This window comes from Veillonellaceae bacterium (assembly GCA_025992895.1).
Taxonomy (GTDB): Bacteria; Bacillota; Negativicutes; order Veillonellales; family Dialisteraceae; genus Dialister.
The window spans coordinates 2151241-2171524 of record DAJPGA010000001.1 but is presented as its reverse complement, the minus strand read 5'-3'; the positions used below and the strand labels follow the sequence as shown (position 1 = coordinate 2171524).

13 protein-coding genes and 1 tRNA gene are annotated in these 20284 nt (G+C 53.2%); 9 read left to right on the top strand and 5 right to left on the bottom strand.

Annotated elements, in window-relative coordinates; all coding sequences use genetic code 11:
• The first annotated feature begins 277 nt into the window (after positions 1 to 277).
• From OIM03_09740 to OIM03_09720, 5 genes are all read left to right on the top strand, one after another.
• The gene (locus OIM03_09740) at positions 278 to 823 is read left to right on the top strand and encodes a hypothetical protein (protein HJI74531.1); all 546 of its coding nucleotides are present in this window, start codon (positions 278 to 280) and stop codon (positions 821 to 823) included.
• Between the two features lie 3 nt (positions 824 to 826).
• Positions 827 to 1762, top strand: a complete 936-nt coding sequence (locus OIM03_09735) for a HAMP domain-containing histidine kinase (GenBank protein HJI74530.1) — start codon at positions 827 to 829, stop codon at positions 1760 to 1762.
• Entirely contained in the window at positions 1737 to 2426 is a 690-nt protein-coding gene (locus OIM03_09730) for a response regulator transcription factor (GenBank protein ID HJI74529.1), read from the top strand. Before OIM03_09735 ends, OIM03_09730 begins: the two co-directional genes overlap by 26 nt.
• A gap of 272 nt (positions 2427 to 2698) precedes the next feature.
• Positions 2699 to 3673: an AEC family transporter gene (locus OIM03_09725; GenBank protein ID HJI74528.1), complete on the top strand. Its 975-nt coding sequence runs from the start codon at positions 2699 to 2701 to the stop codon at positions 3671 to 3673.
• A gap of 12 nt (positions 3674 to 3685) precedes the next feature.
• The gene (locus OIM03_09720) at positions 3686 to 4660 is read left to right on the top strand and encodes a permease (GenBank protein HJI74527.1); all 975 of its coding nucleotides are present in this window, start codon (positions 3686 to 3688) and stop codon (positions 4658 to 4660) included.
• 79 nt (positions 4661 to 4739) lie between these two features.
• On the opposite strand, the gene OIM03_09715 is transcribed toward OIM03_09720, so the two are convergent.
• Genes OIM03_09715 through OIM03_09705 form a run of 3 tightly spaced genes read right to left on the bottom strand, consistent with a single transcriptional unit; the run spans position 4740 to position 9037 of the window.
• On the bottom strand, positions 4740 to 7085 hold the full coding sequence (locus OIM03_09715; GenBank protein HJI74526.1) for a hypothetical protein: 2346 nt from the start codon (positions 7083 to 7085) through the stop codon (positions 4740 to 4742).
• Positions 7082 to 8095: a DUF58 domain-containing protein gene (locus OIM03_09710; GenBank protein HJI74525.1), complete on the bottom strand. Its 1014-nt coding sequence runs from the start codon at positions 8093 to 8095 to the stop codon at positions 7082 to 7084. The genes OIM03_09715 and OIM03_09710 overlap by 4 nt, the downstream gene beginning before the upstream one ends.
• Positions 8096 to 9037, bottom strand: a complete 942-nt coding sequence (locus OIM03_09705) for a MoxR family ATPase (protein HJI74524.1) — start codon at positions 9035 to 9037, stop codon at positions 8096 to 8098. It lies immediately after the preceding gene.
• Positions 9038 to 9183: 146 nt separating this feature from the next.
• Between OIM03_09705 and OIM03_09700 the strand changes: the two genes are divergently transcribed.
• From OIM03_09700 to OIM03_09685, 4 genes are all read left to right on the top strand, one after another.
• A tRNA-Ser gene (locus OIM03_09700) sits at positions 9184 to 9273 on the top strand.
• A 52-nt stretch (positions 9274 to 9325) separates the two neighbouring features.
• A complete protein-coding gene (locus tag OIM03_09695; protein ID HJI74523.1) occupies positions 9326 to 10192 on the top strand; it encodes a YitT family protein in 867 nt (288 codons plus the stop codon).
• A gap of 145 nt (positions 10193 to 10337) precedes the next feature.
• Positions 10338 to 11645 (top strand): MFS transporter, encoded by a 1308-nt coding sequence (locus OIM03_09690; GenBank protein HJI74522.1) that lies wholly within the window; start codon positions 10338 to 10340, stop codon positions 11643 to 11645.
• A 167-nt stretch (positions 11646 to 11812) separates the two neighbouring features.
• Positions 11813 to 12637 carry a basic amino acid ABC transporter substrate-binding protein gene (locus tag OIM03_09685; protein HJI74521.1) on the top strand — a complete coding sequence of 275 codons (825 nt, stop codon included), beginning with the start codon at positions 11813 to 11815 and terminating at the stop codon, positions 12635 to 12637.
• A gap of 66 nt (positions 12638 to 12703) precedes the next feature.
• Here OIM03_09685 and addA read toward each other — a convergent pair whose 3' ends face one another.
• Positions 12704 to 16612, bottom strand: a complete 3909-nt coding sequence (gene addA, locus OIM03_09680; GenBank protein HJI74520.1) for a helicase-exonuclease AddAB subunit AddA — start codon at positions 16610 to 16612, stop codon at positions 12704 to 12706.
• Positions 16605 to 20039 carry a PD-(D/E)XK nuclease family protein gene (locus OIM03_09675; GenBank protein ID HJI74519.1) on the bottom strand — a complete coding sequence of 1145 codons (3435 nt, stop codon included), beginning with the start codon at positions 20037 to 20039 and terminating at the stop codon, positions 16605 to 16607. The genes addA and OIM03_09675 overlap by 8 nt, the downstream gene beginning before the upstream one ends.
• Between the last annotated feature and the right edge of the window lie 245 nt (positions 20040 to 20284).

Genomic DNA, 20284 nt, shown 5'->3' with positions numbered 1-20284 from the left:
AAGCGCCTCCAAAGGATACAATTGCGGGCCGGTCAGGAGCGTATCATACGGCCGGTCACACGGAAAGAAAAAATAATCATCGACATGGGAAAGGTCTTTCCGCACTCTTTCCCTCATTTCACTGACCTAAGCATATCCGATGGATTTGAATGAATATACACAAATTTTTAAACAAAAAATAAATAGGATAAATGGAACTTGCATGAAGTTTTTTCCATGCGTATCATTAAGATAAGAAAGTCTATGAAAAGGCGGACTTCTGGAAAGAGGGATGGACATGACAATACGAATGAGGATGATTCTTTCCCACATACTGGTATGCGTGCTTCCTATCATCATGACGCTTTTCGTGCTTGCTTCATCCCTCGCGGGATTGATCCTGTATGCTAAGGCAGGCAACCATGTCATGCCGGAAAGCGATTACCAGTTTGATACGATCACATGGGCACTCAGCATGGATATTTTCCATACGATGCGCCATGGCGGAGAACCGCAGGATTTCCAGTGGCTTGTGGATATTGTGGACCCGGTGCAGACGTACGTGATCCTGACCCGTGACGGGGAAGTGATTTACGGATACGGCAATGAAGCGCTCAGAGGCGATATCATCTGCATGCGTCTGGGAATCAGGGATAATATAGGAATCGATAAATCCAACAGCATTTTCAGCCTGACGGAAAATGGTAATTATGACTACATGGAGCGGCAGCTGATCCGCGGCCATGAGTATGACCTCTATGTCGCTGCGCGCCAGCCTGTCGGCAGGAATGACAATGCCATCAAAAAGGCTTTCCAGGAAACGAATAAATTCGTCGGTATCTGACTTGTGATTTTCATCCTTGGCACGAGCTGGTTCCTCTCCCGCTTCCTCATCAGAAGAATCGTTGATCCGCTCCGGGAACTGAAGAGGGGGTCCGAGGAAATCCAGGAAGGAAATCTGGATATTCATCTCCATTACGACCGGTTCGATGAATTTACCCCCGTCATGGTGGCTTTCAACCTGATGAGCGAGAAGCTGAAAGAGTCCCTGAAGGAAAGAGAAAAAGATGAAGAGAAAAGAAAAGAGCTCATCGCAAGTATTTCCCATGATATAAGGACGCCTCTGACATCGATCCGCGCCTACGTCGAAGGGCTTCTGGACAATGTGGCCGATACACCTGAAAGAAGGAAGAAGTACCTTCTGGTCATTCAGAAGAAGGCAGACGTCCTGGAGCGCATGATCGAGCAGCTGATGCTTCTGACAAAAATGGACGTCGGCGAGAAGGTCCTTCCGCAGGAATCCATCAATCTGTCGCATCTCACGAAGGAAATCATCGATGAGAACAAGATCAGCTGGGAGAAGAGCGGGGCTGAATTTGAAACATTCATGGAAGACAATGTGCCGATCAAGGGAAGCCATCTTCTCTTGGAACGCATCATGGAAAACCTTGTGACGAACAGTTTGAAGTACAAGACAGAAGACAAGGTCAAGATTTTTGTGACCGTCAGGAAGGAAAAAGGCAGAGCTATATTCAATCTGGCGGATGACGGGCCGGGAGTTCCGGAAGAGGCGCTTGGGCGGCTTCTGGAAGCCTTCTACCGGACCGATAAGGCAAGGAGCAGGACGGAAAATGGCAGCGGGCTTGGCCTGGCCATCGTAAACCGTGCTGCGAGCCTCATGCATGGCGAGATAAAAGTAGAAAACAGAAAGCCGCACGGGCTTTCATTCACGATTTCATATCCATTGGAGGGAGACCATGACAAAGAGAATACTGATCGTTGAAGATGATGATGATATTGCTTCCATTGAGAAGGATTACCTTGAAGTCAGCGGCTATGAGGTGCATGTCGAGGAAGACGGCGCCAAAGGCCTTTCTGAAGCGCTGACAGGGATTTATGACCTTTTCCTCTTAGACGTGATGCTTCCCAACATGGACGGCTTTGAAATCTGCCGGAAGCTTCGCGACAAGACAGACAAGCCGATCATGCTCGTCACGGCAAAGCGGGAAGACATCGACAAGATCCGCGGCCTTGGCTATGGCGCGGACGACTACATCGCAAAGCCATTTTCCCCGGGCGTCCTTGTTGCAAAGGTCAAGGCGCAGCTGGCGCAGTATGACCGCCTCAAGGGAACGAAGAAGGAAACAAAGCGCATCACGCTTGGCGACATCATGCTCGAACCGGATACGAGAAGAGTCTGGGTCGACGGCAAGGAGAAGGAACTGCCGAACAAGGAATTCCAGCTCCTTGAATTCCTGATGGAACATCCGGATGTCGTATTCAGCAGGGAATCCCTTTATACGCGCATCTGGGGCCTCGATTCCCTGGGAAATACATCTACCGTGCCCGTCCATATCAACAGGCTGCGTGAAACCGTGGAAAAAGATCCGGCCAATCCACGTCACATCATCACTATCTGGGGCGTAGGATATAAATTCAAACCGTAAAAGACATTGAAAAGAGGGTGTACATGAATTCATGTGCATTCTCTTTTTATTTTCGGCTTCCTGAAAAGAAACAGGGGGAGAAGTATCGAAATTTCTATGTGAATTCTTTTCTCGAAAGTAAAATCGTTGTATACTAAATGATACAGTGATAATTGATTCAGGTTTCATTCCTGGGAAGGGACGCGGGACCAGCCGGCCTAAATTTGTCAGGCTCTGCCCGTGCTTTTCGGGTGCATGAAAGCACTCTTTACATTCTGGAAAGAAAGGTTATTATGATACTACTTCAGATTCTGTGGGATGATATCCTGCCGCTCTTTGCCTTCATCGGGGCAGGGGTGTTTCTGGACAGCAAGTTCAAGATCGACATATCGACGTACAGCCGCCTGACGATCTGGGTCGTGCTGCCCTGCTTCATTTTTTACACGATGTACAGGTACCACTTCGAATCGGATGATCTCCTGATGATTCCTGCGGTGCTCATTCTTCTGGCGGTCATGTACCTCCTCTCGATGGGAATGGCGCATGTGTTCCATCTGGGAGGGGCGGAAAAGGGCGCTTTTGAAGCCGTTTCCTCCTTCTCGAATGCCGGCCATATCGGAGCCGCTCTGGCTGTCATGATTTTCACGCATCCGCCCTTTGCCACGGAAGGCGGCAGCACGCCGCATCTTACTGAGGCCATGGGGACGATGGTCATCATCATGATTGTCATGAACATTGTCGTCAATACCTTCGGTGCAGCGCTTATCAGAAGCCGCGGGTCGACGGTCAAGGAAGTCCTCTCCTTCATGGTGAAGATGCCTGCCCTCTATGCGGCCATCCTTGCCATCCTTGTCAGAAGTGCAGGCATCCATCTCGAGCATACCTTCCTCTGGCCAGTCCTCACGCACTTCAATGGCGCATTTATTGTCCTTGTCACCGTCACGATCGGTCTTCAGCTTCACAGGAGCAAGCTCAGGAAACCGGACCGTTTCATCCTTGCCACGTCTTTCAATAAGCTGATTCTCTGTCCGGCCATTGCGTGGGTCGTCCTGACTCTCTTTGGCGGTGCGTTCAGCCCGATTGCTTCGCAGGTATTCTTCATCTGCGCAGCCGTGCCGTCCTCGATGGCTCTTATCATTTACGGCGTCGAATACGGTGAGGATGCAGGCCTTGTGACGCAGTCCGTTCTCTTCAGCACGGTTGCCGGCGCTCTGACGCTGACGTGCATGATTTACCTCGCGCGGGTTCTTTTCCCGCTGGCAGGCTGAGGAGGGAACGATATGGCATTCTTACAGATCATTACAGACAACATCCTTCCGCTTCTCGTATTCGTGGCAATCGGATACCTCATGGACAGGAAATTCAATATGAACGTCGCATCTCTCACCAAGCTGACCTTCTACGTCGTCCTTCCATGCTTCATTTTCTACAGCATTTATGTCGCCAAATTCAATATGGCGATGTTCAACGTATTCCTTCTGGCATGCGCCCAGATGGTGGTCATTGCCATTTTTGCCTGGTTCGTCGGAAAGCTGCGCGGCTTCTCTCCGGCAAAAATAGAAGCTTTCAAGAACGGCACCATGTTTTCCAACAGCGGAAATATCGGTATTGCGCTGATTGCTCTTGTCTTCACGAATGCGCCTTACGTCATTGACGGCAAGACGCCCTACCTTGCTGAAGCGCTGGCAGCAGCTACACTGATGCTCGTCGAAATGAACATGACGCTCAACACGATCGGCCTGTATCAGGCAGGCAAGGGGAGACTGACACCGAGAGATGCCCTTTCCGTCGTCTTCCACATGCCGGTCGTCTATACGCTGGCCCTTGTCTTCTTCATCAAGTACATCGGCTTTGATATGCGCGCGACCTTCCTCTGGCCTGTACTCCAGAACTGTGCCTCGGCTCTTGTCGCCATCGTCATGATTGCCCTTGGCATGCAGATCCACAGGAGCAAGGTCTCCTTCGGGGATATCGACGCATGGCTCGGAAGCGGCATCCGCCTGATTTTTGCTCCGATTTCCGCATACATCCTGATCCACGTATGGGGCTTCTTCGGCATCGAATTTTCGCAGGCCGTCAATCAGACGATCCTGATCATGTCGTCCGTTCCGGCCGCCGTCAATTCCGTCCTGTACGCCGTCGAATTCCAGAACTGCGAGGACTTTGCGACCGAGCTCGTCATGATGAGTACATTTCTCTCCTGCATTACCATGACAGGAACGATCTTCGTGGCAAGACTTCTCTTCCCGATCTAAGGATAGGGATTCAATGAATAAGCATTAAAAAAAGATGTGCACCCATTGCGGTGACACATCTTTTTTATTGCGTTACTCCTTATAATATCCCTTTCACGCGAAGTTTGATTCTTTCGAAGAAGGAAAGCTTTTCAAGGCAGCGGATTCTGGCGGCGCGGACAATGTCCGTGACTTCCATCCGTTCTTCTTCGGAAAGCTGTTTTCCAGAGAAGCGGGCATGGATGAGGATGTCCAGCATCCGGTCGAAGTTTTCAAATCTTGGGTCGAGGGAAAGCTTCTTCATTTCATCATACGATGCATTTTCCGGGATGCCTGCCCAGAGGGAGAGGCGGGAAATATAGTCGAGAAGGTCATTGAAGCCTTTCTTGTCCTTCACAGCGCGGTCAAGGATCTTCGGTACCTTCCTCATCTTCATGATCGGATAGAGGGAAAGGAGAAGAAGTAAAATGACGATCGGAATGATGACAGGAAGGAGGGAGGAGCGGGGAGAAACCTGCTGGGCCTGTTTGGGAGATGGCTGCGCTTTTGGCTGGGGCTGGGACTGGCTCTGCTGTTTTTGCTGCTGCTGATCCTTCTGCCCGTTATTATCAGGCATCGTTCCTTTGGAATCCTTCGGATCCGACGGTGCATCAGGGGCGCCTGTATTGTTTCTCTTCTTGTCTTCCGGATTCGGGAACGGGTTCTCTGCGCCTTCGATGCCAGGTGTCACTTCACAGGGACGCCAGCCGATGCCATCGACGTAGACTTCTGCCCATGCGTGGGCATGGCGGTCATTGACGCCAAGCTTGTGGAGGCCCTGCGGCGAAAGCGAAGCGCCGTTGATTTCATCTTTGTCAACGGAAAGGCCGGACACGTAGCGGGCAGGAATGCCTGATTCGCGGAGCATCATGACAGCGGCGGAAGCAAAGTAAGTGCAGTAGCCTTCGCGGCTCTCTGTCAGGAAGTAGGAGATGAAATCCTTGCCTTCCGGCGTCTTTCCGGGGTGCGTCGTGTACTTGTAGTTCTTGGCGAAGAAACGCTGGATCTGTTCGACGCGGGAGCGTTTTTCTGCCATCGTCGTGACCTTCGTCAGCCCTTCCACCTGTTTCAAGGCGGGTTTCACTTCGTCCGGCACGGTCAGGTAGTGTGCATAGACGAAATTGCGGTAAAGCGCTTCGCCGTTTTCATATGTCCTGAAGTAGGCATCGCCTGTCCGTTCATTGTCATAGAAGGAAAGGACGGCGCCTTCCGGATAGTCCCAGACATAGGTGCTGTAGGCTTTTCCTTCGCGGCTGACAGGCGCGCGGTCGTAATTGAAGAGCGGAGCGCCGAAGCTGGCATCATACGGGAGCAGGAAGTAGCGGCTCTTGTCATAGACAGCATCGACAGCGAAGTCCTTCTTGAGGAGCGGTACCTTCACCCTTTCAGGCAGGTAGTTTTCAAGACTCTGCGAAAGGGCAGGGCTTCTGGAAATAACTTCCATGAGCCATGCGCCCTGGTCGTACCATTCTCCCTGATTTCCTGTAAACAGATGGAGAACGTCGTCATAGTCACCGGCCGGAAGTTCCTTCCACTGGTTGTCCTTATAGACACTTCCATGCCAGCTCCTGAGGTACATGCGTTTTGTCGCGCCGGCCGATTCGATGTCGGCAATGATGCGGCCCGTGTAGCGCACGCCCGGCGTATCGCCCAGTTTCCCGGTGCCGGCTCCCTTCATCATGCCCGTGTAGGCATTGCCTGCGTAGAAGATCGGATCATAGGGGTCCGTCATGGAGAGGATCGTGTCCTGCGCGCGGGCAAGGAGACGGGGCTGCTCATAACGGGAAGGCGGGATGACGAGGGAAAATACAGCGCCCAGGATGACGGCGGCAAGGAATGCGCCGACTTCCGGATCGCCCTGGCCCTTGTTTCCCAGCATCGCAGGTGTCGTCAATGCATAAGCGCCCAGAAGGATAATGGAAAGCGTCGGCGGTTCGAAGCCGAAGTAGAAAGAGAAAAGGATGGCAGCAAGGGAGAGGAAGGTCGCGATGACGCGTCCAAGCCTTGCGGTCGAACCGTATAGGAAGAGCCAGGAAATTGCCATGAGAAGGAAGGTCCTGGCCGGCAGCGGACTGAACCGGATGAGGAGCTTTGGCACTTCCATGTCAAGGTTGTACGCTTCATTCAGATTCTGGATGAAGGGGATCGAAGCCGAGAGCGCGCTCTGGTAAAGCGTCCCGTAAGAGAGGAGAAGCGCTGTCGGGAATGTCATGAAGAAAATGAGGAGGATGGCGGTTCTTCTTCGAAAGCCGGCTGCCATCGTCAGGACGGAAAGCGCAAAGACGATGAAGGCGCCGATGATGCCCATGAGGTAGCCGTAGGAGCCGATGAGGGAAAAGACCAAATGGATCAGGCCGAAGGCACCGAGTGCGGAGATGAAGGAGATGGTAACGTACTTTCTTGTCATGTTCCGCCTCCCATCGCGCGCATGATCGCGTCTTTTCCGGAAAGCTGCGCTTCCCTGGAATCCCTTGTGCACCAGATGACAGGGTGAAGGGAGGGGGAGACAGAAGGCGCCGGATTATCCGTCATATAAAGAATAGGAATGTAAGGAGAAAGTCCGCCCGTCTTCAGGGCGTCTTTCTGTCCGCCTGCCAGGAAGGAGGCGATGGCATCAGACCATTCCTCCTGATTCCTGATCATCTGTGTGATGATAGAGCCCGTGCCTGCATTCCATGCGAAGAGGAAATTCATGCGCGAAGCGCAGAGGGCAAGGCCGGCGGAATAGAGTGCGTCGCACAGGAGGTCGCGTTCGTCCGGTTTTCTTGCATAATCAGCGGCAAGGACCAGGTTCGTGTCTTCGGCGGGATACATGTCACGCACATAGACATCGTCTGTTCTGGCGGTTACCTTCCAGTTGATCAGGCGCGGATTGTCGCCGGGTTTGTAAAGCGTGGCACCGAACCGTTCCGGTTCATCGCTTCCTGCAATCAGGCGGAGCGTCTTCATTGTCGCCTTGTATTCGCCCATCTTGAGCGGAAGGACGATGATGGAGACATTTCCTGCATTGAGGGTAAATGTATGGAAACCGAAGGGATCGGTCCAGCGGATATGAGCCTCGCCCATGTCGAAGCGTCCGCAGTGGGAAGCCGTGCGGCGGAAGATGAAGCGGATGCCGCCGTCAAAGGGGACTGTCTCATCGGATGTTTCCGTCCCGAGGAGCGCTTCCGGCGACGAAAGGAGGGAAAGGAGCGGGCCTTCAAGCGTCAGCTGTGCTTCTGCCAGATGGCCCCTGAGGAGCCTGGCAGGCACTTTGACGGAAAGTCTCAACCGTTTCCTGATCCAGTACATCGGAAGGATCGAAAGCAGGGGCGCAAGGATGAGCATGACGGCCATGAGAAAGGCAGCATACAGATCATAGATCGTCATGACAAAGATCGCCGCGATGCAGATGAAAATATAAGGGAAGCGCCGCATTTAGTCCTCCTTCAGAGAGGGGCGCGGCACGGAGGAAAGGATGGAAGCTAAGACCGAGCCGGGCGTCTTTCCGGCAAAGCGGGCATCGCCTGTCAGTGTCAGGCGGTGCGTCAGCGTGTAGGGAGCGACCGAGAGGACGTCGTCGGGAATGACGTAGTCTCTTCCTTCCATCAGCGCATGCGCCTTGGTCATGGAAGAAAGCGCCATCGTGCCGCGGGGTGAAATGCCAAGGCTGACGTCAGCATGCGTGCGGGAGGCGTTCGCGATATTGACCATGTAGCCGTAGATCGAGTCTTCGACGTGGACAGCGGCTGCTTCCTTCCTCATTTCCATCAGTTCTTCGGCGGAAATGATGGCATGGACTTCCGATGCCGCTACCATGTTTTCATGCTTTAAGATGGCGATTTCATCCTTGGCGGACGGATAGCCGACTGTGATGCGGATCATGAAGCGGTCTGTCTGGGAATCAGGAAGTTCCTGCGTGCCTGAGGACCCGTAGGGGTTCTGCGTCGCCATGACGATGAAGGGCTGCGGGACGGGGTACGTCTTGCCGTCGACGGAGATCCTCCCTTCCTGCATGACTTCCAGGAGCGCGGACTGTGTCTTCGGCGATGCACGGTTGATTTCATCGGCAAGGAAAAGATTCGTCATGGCGCTTCCCGGCATGTAGCGGAATCCGCCGGAATTCTTGTCATACATGGAAAAACCCGTGATATCCGAAGGAAGGACGTCCGGGGTGAACTGCATCCTTTTGTAGTCGAGCCCCAGGGCATGCGTGAAAGCGACGGCAATCGTCGTCTTGCCGACACCCGGAATGTCGTCGATCAGGATATGGCCTCCTGCCAGGATGGCAGTCAAAATGCGGGAGAGGACTTCCTGTTTGCCCAGGACAGCCTTTCCCGTCTCGGAAAGAATTTCATCAAGCTTCTGTTTTGTATCCATAAGAACCTCACTCTGTTTTTTTAGTATAATATTGACTATTATGCTATTTTATTTATTATACTATTCATGTCATCTGGCTGACAAAAGAGGGGAATTTCCTGAAGCATTTGACAGATTCAGGAATGTAAAATATAATAGTACGGTATGGAAGGGTGTCCGAGCGGTTGAAGGAGGCGGTCTTGAAAACCGTTAACTTCGTGAGAGGTTCATGGGTTCGAATCCCATCCCTTCCGCCACAGCACATGACCCGCGGCCAAGCCGCGGTTTTTTGTTTTCTAAGGAGGAAGCATGACAGACGCACTTAGAAGAATAGATAAAGTACGCCAGATCCGGCGTGCCATAGGTCTTACGATCGGCGCTGCGATTTATTCGGCAGGGCTGAACCTGTTCCTGATCCCGAACCACGTCATCGACGGCGGCGTGACAGGTATTTCTCTTCTGATCCAGGCACTGACGGGGATTCCCTTCAGTGTGCTCATCGTCCTTCTGAACGTCCCTTTCTTCTACATGGGCTACAGGAGCTTGGGGCCGAGACTGGCGGCATCGTCCATGTTTGCCATCATCGTCCTTTCCCTCTGCTCGTCAAAGCTTGAGGAAATGATGCCGGCCACGAACGATCCCTTCCTGTCGACGATTTTTGGCGGGATCATCATAGGGCTCGGCGTAGGCATTGTCATCAAGAACGGGGGCTCGACGGATGGCACGGAAATCGTGGCGATCTGGATGGACAGCCGGTCGTCATTCTCCGTCGGCGAAATCGTCATGTTCTTCAACTTCTTCATCCTGGGCGCCGCCGGCTTCGTCTTCAGCTGGAACAGCGCCATGTATTCCCTCATCGCTTACTTCATCTGCTCGCGCATGATCGATGCCGTATCGACAGGGCTTGATTCCTCCAAGGGCATCTTCATCATCACGACATGCTACGACGACGTCAGCGATGCCATCGTCCACGACATGCACCGCGCCGTGACGCGTCTCCACGGACAGGGCGGATTCCTGAAGGATGACAAGGACGTCCTCTACTGCGTCATTTCCAGACTGGAAGTCACGAAATTGAAGCAGGTCGTCAGAGACATCGACCCCGCCGCTTTCATCACCGTATTCGACGTGCAGGAAGTCGAAGGCGGGCTTGTCGGCAAGAAAGTACAAAAATGAACAGGAAATAAAGAAAATTAAGGCCGGGAAAAATCTTCGGCCTTTTTTATTTTTCCCCTTTGCAAAACGGTAAAGTTGTTGTAAAATAAGACAATTTGTGCAGAATTCGGCTTACGGATTCTTTGTTGTACACCAGGGGGGTACTATGTCGCAGAAAACAATTGAAGAATTGGAATTTGAGGAAACAGGAGTCACTCGCAAAGAGCGTTGGAAAATCATGTGGGCCTCGATCATCGGTTACGCCATGGACGGGCTCGACGTTCTGATTCTTTCTTTTGCGATGGCGGCCATCGTCAGTGAATTCGGCCTGACGCTTGGCGAAGGCGGCATGATCGCCACGTATACGCTGATAGGCACAGTCCTCGGCGGATACATTTTCGGCATTTTTGCCGACTGGTGGGGCAGGGTGCACACCTTCTCCCTCACCATCATTATTTTCTCCATATTCACGGGCGCATGCGCCTTTGCGGACAACGCAGTCCATCTGGATATCCTGCGTTTCCTGGCAGGGCTCGGCCTTGGCGGTGAATATGGCATTGGCATGACCCTCGTATCAGAAACATGGCCGGGAGCCAAGCGCGCCAGAGCCACAGCCGGCGTAGCGATGGGCTGGCAGGCAGGTGCCGTTCTTGCGGCTATCCTTGCTGCTGTCGTCCTTCCTGACTACGGCTGGAGAGGACTCTTCCTCGTAGGCGTCCTTCCGGCACTCCTTGCTGCATGGGCCCGTCACGGTATCAAAGAACCGCCGATGTGGGTCAAACGCAAGGAAATGAAGAAAGCGCTGCAGGCAAGAAAAGATGCAGGCGAGAAACTGACGGCTGAAGAAGAAGAACAGCTGACAGAAGCAAAGAAATTCCCGCTCGCGCACCTCTTCGCTGACAAGAAGACGACCATCACGACGATTGCCTTGACTATCATGACAAGCGTACAGAACTTCGGCTACTACGGCATCATGGTATGGCTTCCGATGATCCTTCTGAAGGAACACGGCCTGACCACCAAGTCCATGTCCGGCTGGATGATCGTCACCGTCATCGGCATGATTGCAGGCATCTTCGTATTCGGCTGGCTCTGCGACCGTCTCGGACGCAAGAAGCCGTACCTTCTCTTCTACGTATGCGCTGCTGCCATGGTGTACATCTACGTCAACCTCGGCACGCCGATTGCGCTCCTCTTCGGCGGCGCATTCCTCGGCTTCTTCTGCAACGGCATGATGGCCGGCTACGGCACGCTTCTCTCTGAGAACTACACGACCGATGCCAGATCCACCGCGCAGAACTTCATCTTCAATACCGGACGTGCCGTAGGCGGCTTCGCTCCGGTCATCATCGGCACGATTGCACAGACAAACGGCTTCAATACCGCTTTCGTCCTGCTCTCTGCCGTATACCTTGCGGCTGCTGTCAATGTCCTTCTCTTCGTCAAGGACACCAAGGGCACTGTCATCCGTTAATGATAAAAAGACTGTGGAAATGATCATTCATTTTCCGCAGTCTTTTTTAGTGCAAATACGAAAATTTATAATATTTATGCATATATATGAATAAAACTATGGACATATGCAGGAGTTGACTGTATAATAGGTATTAAATTTATGTAGTATGCAATGGGGTGCAAAATATGAAAAACTGGAAAAAGGGTATCATTCTCGCAGCTTCTCTCGCTATGGCAGCCGGTATCATGGCCGGATGCGGCGGTGAAAAGAAAGCGGCATCATCGGAAGGGCTGAAACCGCTGAAGGTAGCAACGAACGCAACGTACGTGCCGTTTGAATTCAAATCCAAGGACGGCAAGGATTATACAGGGTATGAAATCGACGTCGTCCGTGCTGTCGCTCAGGACATGAACAGGAAGGTCGAATTCAAGAACGTGGCATTTGACGGCCTGATCCCGGCCCTGCAGTCCAAGGAAGTGGACATGACGGCATCCGGCATGACCGCCACGAAGGAAAGAGCAGACAAGATCCTCTTTGCCGCTCCTTTCTATGCGACAAAACTTGCTATCGTAACCAAGGCAGACAGTGACATCCACAGTGTCGAAGACCTCCTGAAGGAAAAGGAAGTCGCTGTCCAGGTCGGAACGACCGCTGCTTACTATGCGGCTGAAAAGGGCATGAATACAAGAAACTTCGATCATTCCAGCGATATCGTCATGGAACTCAAGGCCGGCGGCGCCAATGCAGGCATCCTGGATAAACCGGCAGCCGATTACTTCGTAGCTACCGACGGCAAAGGCGCATTCCGCGTCGTCGATGTTCCGGATTCCAAAGTCCAGTACTTTGCTTTCGGCTTCAACAAGGACAATAAGGAACTGCAGCAGGAAGTGAATGCTGCCATCGCCAAGCTCAAGAAAGACGGCACGCTGAACAAGCTCCATGAAAAATGGTTCAATACACCGGCTCCGGATATGCCTTCCACAGCAGAAGAAGCACTGAGAATCAAGTAATATCCAAAATAATATGCCATCAAAAAAAGGATGTGTTCCAAATGGTTCACATCCTTTTTGCTTGCTTTAATTCCTATGGAGAGGTATGTCGATGGCTTTTCCTAAGCGGAAGGCCCAGAGGAAAAGGTGGACGACAGGTTTTCCGAGGAGCTTTTCCGCGGCTTCCCCGTAGACCTGAAGCTGGATCTTGTAATGCTCGCGAAGTTCCTCTTCGGTCATGACGCGGTCCGTCTTGTAATCGATGACGGTAAGGCCATCCTTCGTTTCAAGGAGGCAGTCCATGATCCCCTGCAGGAATATCTTCTCTCCCTTTTCACAGTCGGGATAGAAAGAATCCGCCGGAAGGAGGATCGAGAAGGGCATTTCCTTCCTGACCGTCTCTGCTTCCTTCATGAGAGTGCCAAGTGGGCTTTCTGCGAAAGTGATGAGAGAAGCGACAGGATTCGTATACTTCCTTTCCGAAAGGAGGACGTCTTCTTCATCCTTCGTGAAGATGCCCGATTCCGTAAGGCGCATGATTTCATTCCGGAGTGCTTCCCTTGTTGCCGGGACGGTTTTGAAATCGATCATTTCCATTGCCTTATGCATGAGCGTACCAAAGGAAGTACCTGTAAAGCCTGGTTTTCCGCCGGAAAGGAAAGCAGGAGGCTCTGCATAATCGGCAGGAAGAGTTTCCTTCATTCCTTCTGTTTCCTCATTTTCTTCGCCCTCTTCCGTTTCAGGAAGGGGAGGAAGGTCCGGCGCCAGGATTTCAGAGGCATATGGCGGTTCATCGCTTTCCGAAGCTTCAAGCGTTTCACGAAGCTTGACCGCGGCTGTTGCCGTCAGCTTGCCCGGTGTATTGGCAGCGCCCGGGAAGGCATAGCTCCATGTGAGACGGCGGGAAAGATCTTCGGGGACCTCAGAAGGAAGAGAAGCAAGGAAGCGGTCAGCATTCGTCTCCGGCGTTTCTTCCACCTCGATCAGCTGCTTTTCCGTTTCCGCAGCATCCGCGGTTTCATCCGCCCTGAGGAGCGAAGTTTCCGGAGTGATGGAAATATCGAAAAGGGAGTGGTCTCCTTCTGCATCCTCGGCATAGGAGGGGATGCGCATGAGACGGTCCCATACCTCTTTTGATGAGCGGTGGCGGAGCGCCGCCGGCATGATCCAGTCAAGGTAGGAAGCGGCACCGGCCGTAATATAGGACGGGAGCGGGCGGACTTCGCCTGTTTCCGTGCCGGCCAGGGAGGCCATCCAGAGGTCAAGGGATCTTATGGTATCCTTCAAAGTGGCTGTAATGAAGAGCTTGTCTCTTGCGCGCGTCATGGCGACGTAGAGGAGGCGCGCTTCTTCAGCCTTGCTTTCCCTTTCGGAAGCGGAGCGGACGGAATACCAGTAGAGGCTGGGCCAGCGTGCATGGGTCTCTTCGTCATAGTACTGGATGCCGATTCCCCTGTCCTTGTGGCAGACGGCCGTTGCCTTCGTGTCGCGCAGGTTGAATTCTTTTGCCGCATCGGCCAGGAAGACGACCGGGAATTCAAGACCCTTGCTCCTGTGGATCGTCATGATGCGGACGGCATCGGCAGCAGAGACAGAAGGCGTCTTGGCGCGGAAATTACGTCCGTCCTTCGTCAGGCGCGAGAGCTCGGTGAGGAAAGAGTAGAGGCCGCTCCTGGCGCCGCTGTCCCTCGAAAGAGCCAGCTGGTAGAAGGCAAGGACATGCGCTTTCCTGAATTCGCCGCCGGAAAGTCCGGAGACGTAAGTGAGGTAATCGGTATCCGCGATGATCTTCCTGATAAGCGGTGCTGCGCCGTCCTTGACAGCCTGCAGGCGCCATTCCTTATAGAGGGAAAGGAAGGAAGAAACAAGGCCGGCTCCTCCCGGTTTGAGGATATGATCCGCATTTCCAAGGACAGGCCAGATATGCTCAGCACCGGCAGCCTTCTGGGCCAGGCGCAGGCGCGAAAGATCCTCTTCATCAAGGCCTACGAAGACAGAACGCAGGACAGCCGTCAGCGCCAGGTCCTGCAGCGGATTGTCGATGATCTTGAGGAGCGCAAGGAGCGTCTCGACTTCCGGATTCTGGATGTAGTCATCTTCCCTGTCGGAAATCGCAGGAATGCCGTATTCTCCCATGACCTTCAAAAGGATGGGCGCCTTTCCTGCCACAGAGCGGAGAAGAATGACGATATCACTGTAAGTGATGGGGCGGAAGGTGCCGTCGCCGTTCATGACCTTGGCCTTGCTGTCGATGAGGCTGCGGATTTTTGCCGCAATCAGTCTGCCTTCAAGGCGTATATTTTCCATATCCTTGATTTTGGGATTATCATTCTTAGCCTCTTCGATATCCTTGTCGATGAGGCCGATGGAGACAGAGCCGCCGCAGTAATCAGCGGGTCTCTCTTCCTCGTGGCGTCCCGGGTAGAGCGCTTCGGCTTCCCCGTAGTTCAGCTCCAGATTTCTTTCCGTCATGATCTGGCGGAAGATGAAATTGATGGAAGAAAGGATGGCCGCATCGCTTCGGAAATTCTTATTGAGGTCGATCCTGTGGTCTGTGGCAGCCTCGTTCGTGCTGAAGTCATTGTACTTTCCGAGGAAAATCGTCGGGTCTGCCTGACGGAAGCGGTAAATGCTCTGCTTGATGTCGCCGACCATGAAGCGGTTGTCTCCGCTGGAGAGAAGGGACGTGATGAGTTCCTGCACGCCATTCGTGTCCTGGTACTCATCGATCATGACTTCCTTGTAGCGGGAGCGTATGGCAAGAGCGGCTTCCGACGGGAAATCAGCGGCCGTCTCAGGCGTGAATGCCGGATCATCCTTGTCGACGAGGACGTCCAAGACATAGTGCTCCAGGTCATTGAAATCCATGACGCCTTCCTGGCGTTTCCTCTCCGAAAGGGAATGCGTGAAGTCGATGGTAATGTCAGAGAGCACCTTCACGATCGGAGCCATATTGCGCGTCTCTCCGATCCACTGGTCTTCGGAAATCCCGATCAGGGGAGCTATCGACTTATTATACGTAGCCGCAGCCTGCTTCCGGAGAGCCTTGATGGTCTCAGCATCCGGAGTGGCATTGAACTCTTTGACAAGCATTCCATAAGGCTTCAGCACCTTGGCGGTTGCGATTGTGCGACGGGCGAAGGTAAAGGAGGGAAGGTCATAGAGGTCTTTCCAGGAAGAAACTTCGGCGAGAGAGGAAATGAAGCTGTATTCATTCGAAAGCTGATCGCTGTAGACGGCACGCGCTGCATCATTCTGATCCATGATCTCAAAGGCGCGGCGGTAGTATTCGCTGATCTTCTCCGAAGTGGAAATGATCGAGGCCAGGAAATCATAGCTCCAGGGAATATCGTCCAGCTTCGTACCATCGGGGATGTTGTAGGGATCGGGCAGATGCTTGAGCCAGTCGATCGGGAATGGCATCGAGCAGGAGAAGTTGTGGATGCGCAGGATCGTATCCTTCAGGTCGCGGTCCTGGTAGCGGCTGGCAAAGAGGTCGGCCGTTTTGAGGAAATCCGGGTCCGCTTCTTCGTACCATCTTTCCAGCACTTCGGCAAGGACGGCTTCCTTCAGCAGGTATCCTTCGTTTTCATCTGCCATGATCTGTGTCTTGGGATCCAGATCGAGGAGGTAGAAGTACTGGCGGAGGAGCGACTGGAAGAAGGAGTCGAGCGTGGAAATCTGCGCGCTTCCCATGAGAGAGAGCTGGCGCTCTAAGTGATGGATGAGGGGCAGATTGTTTTCTGCATCCGCTTCGCGGAGCTTGTTTGTCAAAGACGCCGAGACGCGGCTCTTCATTTCAGCGGCGGCTGCCTTTGTGAAAGTGAGGACGAGGAGCTCATTGATATCGATGCCGCTTTCCATGTCGCCTGCGATGCGGGTGATGCGTTCGGTGAGGACTGCGGTCTTGCCGCTTCCTGCAGCGGCTGAGAGCAGGAGATTCTTGTTTCTTGTATCCAGCGCTTCCTGCTGCGCCGGGGTCCAGCGGTTAGCCATTGTCATCCTCCTTTCTTGGTTTTGTCATATCGAATGCTATACCTGGAAGCTCACGCTGCATATCTTTGTCGCTGACAGCGTGGATGTAATCGTAATTTTCTTCCCTGCGGCTCGGATCGAAGCGACAGATGGAGTGGTATGGGCAGTACTTGCAGGGCGAGCTTCCCTTGAAGCGGACGGGACGGATATCGATCCTGCCGGAAATCATCTCTTCATAGAGCATGATGATCCTCTTCTTCACGATCCGCAGAAGATAATCGAAATCTTCTTTGGAGAGCACATTTCCTGTATTATACGGATTCCCGTCATTCTTCATGCGGACAGGAAGGATCGAGTCATTACTGCCGGCGCGGCTGTCGAGATCGTAAACGGTTACACCCGATGAGGTGATAAAGCCGGATGCACCGTCCTTGGCCGGAAGGTCAGGAATTCCACTATGCGGCACGGACGAGACGATCTTGACATCGCCTGAAAGGTAAATATACATGAGAGCGGCAGGAAGGAGCGGATTCCCATCTGCCTCTTCCATGAGGCCCAGAAGGTAGGTGAGAAGCTGGAGCTTGAGGCCGCTGACGATTTCCACAAGGCTTGCCGTCGTATGGCCCGTCTTGTAGTCGTAGACAGCGACGTTCTCGCCAAGCATATCGACGCGGTCGATCTTGCCGTTCAGCGTGAAGGTTTCCCCGTTTTCTGCCCGAAGGTGCAGGAAGAACTTGTGCTCCAGGGCTTTCGTGTCAAAGGAGCTCGACTTACTCCATTCCCTTAAGGAAGAAAGTGTATTCTTGAATGTCTTATTGAGCGCATTTTCCGTGTAGCGGGAGGCAGCATCCGAGTGGAGTGCGCCGTAGCGGACGCGGGGCGCGATGGAGGAGGCAATCTTGCTCGAAAGGTTCTCGATGTCCTCATCCGTCGCATCTCTCCACTGCTTGTTCTCTTTCCCCAGGACGCTTCCGAAACGATGGAGCGATGCATGGAGGTAATTGCCGAAGTCGAGCGACTGGAGGTCTCCGGTGTCCCTTTCCTTGATGCCAAGGCCATATTGCAGGAAATAGCGGTATGCGCAGCCGCGGTAGTTTTCAAGGCGGGTGACGGAGCTTAAGAACCTTCCGCCCGGCTTGAAGAGGCGCGCGGCAATGTCCAGCGGGAGCGGCTCTGCCTCATTGGAATAGTGGAGGCTTTGCATCTTTAACCAAAGGGTAGTGCCATAAGAAGGATTATTTTTTGCCCATGCAGCAAGGCCTGCCCAACGGGAATCCTTCTCCGGGATGCTTTCGCGCAGGATGGAAGGGAGAAGGGAAAGCGCCTGATCGGGATTGCAGAAGAAGGACGCATCGTCATTGGCCGGGGACGGCGGGAGGACGTGGATGTCTTCCGATGGATAACCGAGGCCGGAGAGCTGCGTCAGAAGGAGCGAGGGCTCGGTCTCCGTGCCGTCTTCCCTGACCGCGGGAAGGGAGAGGTAGAGGACGTCCGAAGCGCGCGTCAGGGCCAGGTAACAGTAGAACTGCTCCTGATGGACGACCTGCATGAGATCGGCGCCGAAGCGGAGGCGGCTTTCTGAGAAAATCTTCTGCCTTTCCGATTCAGTGAAGAAGCCGGATTCGCCGATGTTCTTCGGGAAATCCCCTTCGCAGATGCCCGGAATGAAGACGGCGCGCGCTTCCATGGCATACCCGCGGTCCATGCCGGTGACCGTCACATGGTCAAGGGATGGCGGAATGGTCGAATACGTGAGCGAGGATAGCCCGTCTTCGAAGAGGGAGAGGAAATCCTTTCCACTCATGATTTCATCACCCGCAGCATGGACGATTTCGTCCAGAAGCGAGAGCATCTTTTTCCATACCTGAAGGTGCGTGCGGATATTCGTATGAAGAGATTCGACATCATCGAGCCCGGCAAGCGTATCCGGCACCTTTTCATCAAGGTAGAACTGGTAGAGGAGCGCGCACTTTTCGCGGACCGTCTCAGCTTTCTTCCAGGAGGCGGCAAGGGGATCGAGGAGGCTTGTGAGACGCACTCTCCAGTCATTGGCTTCCCGGAGGGCCGCAAGCTCCTTCTCGGAAGGCGGCTGCGCTTCTGCGTCAATATCCCAGTACTCACGGAATTTCCATGGGTTATGCCACTGCCAGGCACGGATGCCGTGGGAGAGGACGTAGTTTTCAAGACGGTCTGTTTCCTCGGGCGTGAGATCGCGCAGGAGGAAGGTCTTCAAGAGTCGGAAAATCGTTTCCTTCTGCCAGCCGGAATTCTTCCTCGTCGTCTCAGCTGTCAGGAAGCGGAGAAGGCCGTCCGTCATCATGACGAGCGGATGGTTGTTCATCGGATGCTTCTTGTCGATGAAGGCGGCAATCTTGTATTTCTCAAAAGAGCGCTCGAAAATATCCGTGTAATCGTCAGGCGTCCTTAGAAGGACAAGGATGTCCCTCCAGCGGAAGCCCTTGTCACGGACGAGCGTCAGGATGGCACGGGAAATCGCATCCACCTCTTCTTCCTTCCTTGCGGCGCGGAGGATATGGAGCCCTTCTTCGGGGCGCACGATTTTTTCCCTGGGAAGCGGGCATGAAAGAGCGCGTCTGGCAAAGAAGAATTCATCCATCGAAGAAAGACGGGGAGAATGGAAGCGGACTTTTTCCGTAAGCGTCGTGAAGTCCGAATGGCGTTCACGAAGGGAAAGTTCCTCGTACAGCTTGTAAGGACGAAGGAAGGTCGTATTCTCCGCGGCGTCTTCCGGCCTGTCCATCTGCAGCGTCATCGTGACTTCCTCTGCCGTATGGATGAGAGCGGAAACGATATTGATCTTCTGCGGTGCCATGCCGTTGAAGCCGTCGATCCAGATGCGTGAATGACGGATCATGTCGGACTTGGGAATTTCGCGCGACAGAAGGTCGAAAAGGCTGCCTTCATAATTGAAATGGGTGCGGAGGTATTCATTGTAGGCCGTATAGATGATGGAAAGATCCTTCATCTTGCGCCCAAGCGGCGTGTCCCCTTCTTCTTCTGCAGCATCGGCAAGATCATTTTCTGTCACGCAGAAAAGATCGAGCTGGTGGAGAAGAAGGCGCACTTCTTCCGAAAAATGCGGGTGGGATGCAGCTTTGACGATCATCTGGAGTTCATCCTTCTTTTCATCAAGAATCCTTCTTACGATGATCTGCTGGCCAAGCGGCGAGAGGGCTTCTGCGACCGGCGAGTGCAGCTCCTGAAAGACGCGGTAGGCAAGGCGCGAGAAGCCGCAGACCGTGACGTCTGTGAAACCTTCGCCCGGAAACGATTTCGCGAGCAGGTACTCAGCCGTGTACGTTCCCTGGTCCGGCACGAGAAGGAAGGCCTTCCTTCCTGTTTCCCCGCGTACATAATCCTGGATTTCCCGGCAGCAGCGGGTCGTCTTTCCCGTGCCCGCGCGGCCGAATATGAAATGTAAGCTCATGGGATGTCCTTTCTGGCGGCAGTCCACCAAGCATTCCTTTATTATTTCTATTATACTATGACACTTTTATTATAGCGGAAAGGAGGACAGGTTATGACATGAAAAAGAAAGGGCGGGGGAGTTTCCGAAAATTTTTACCATTTTCCAAATCCTGTGCTATAATAGAGAAACGTTTCCATTATAGATGTTTTCTATTAATAGGTAAAAATAAATTACCGTTGCGCCGGTGAAAGGAAATAGGTGAT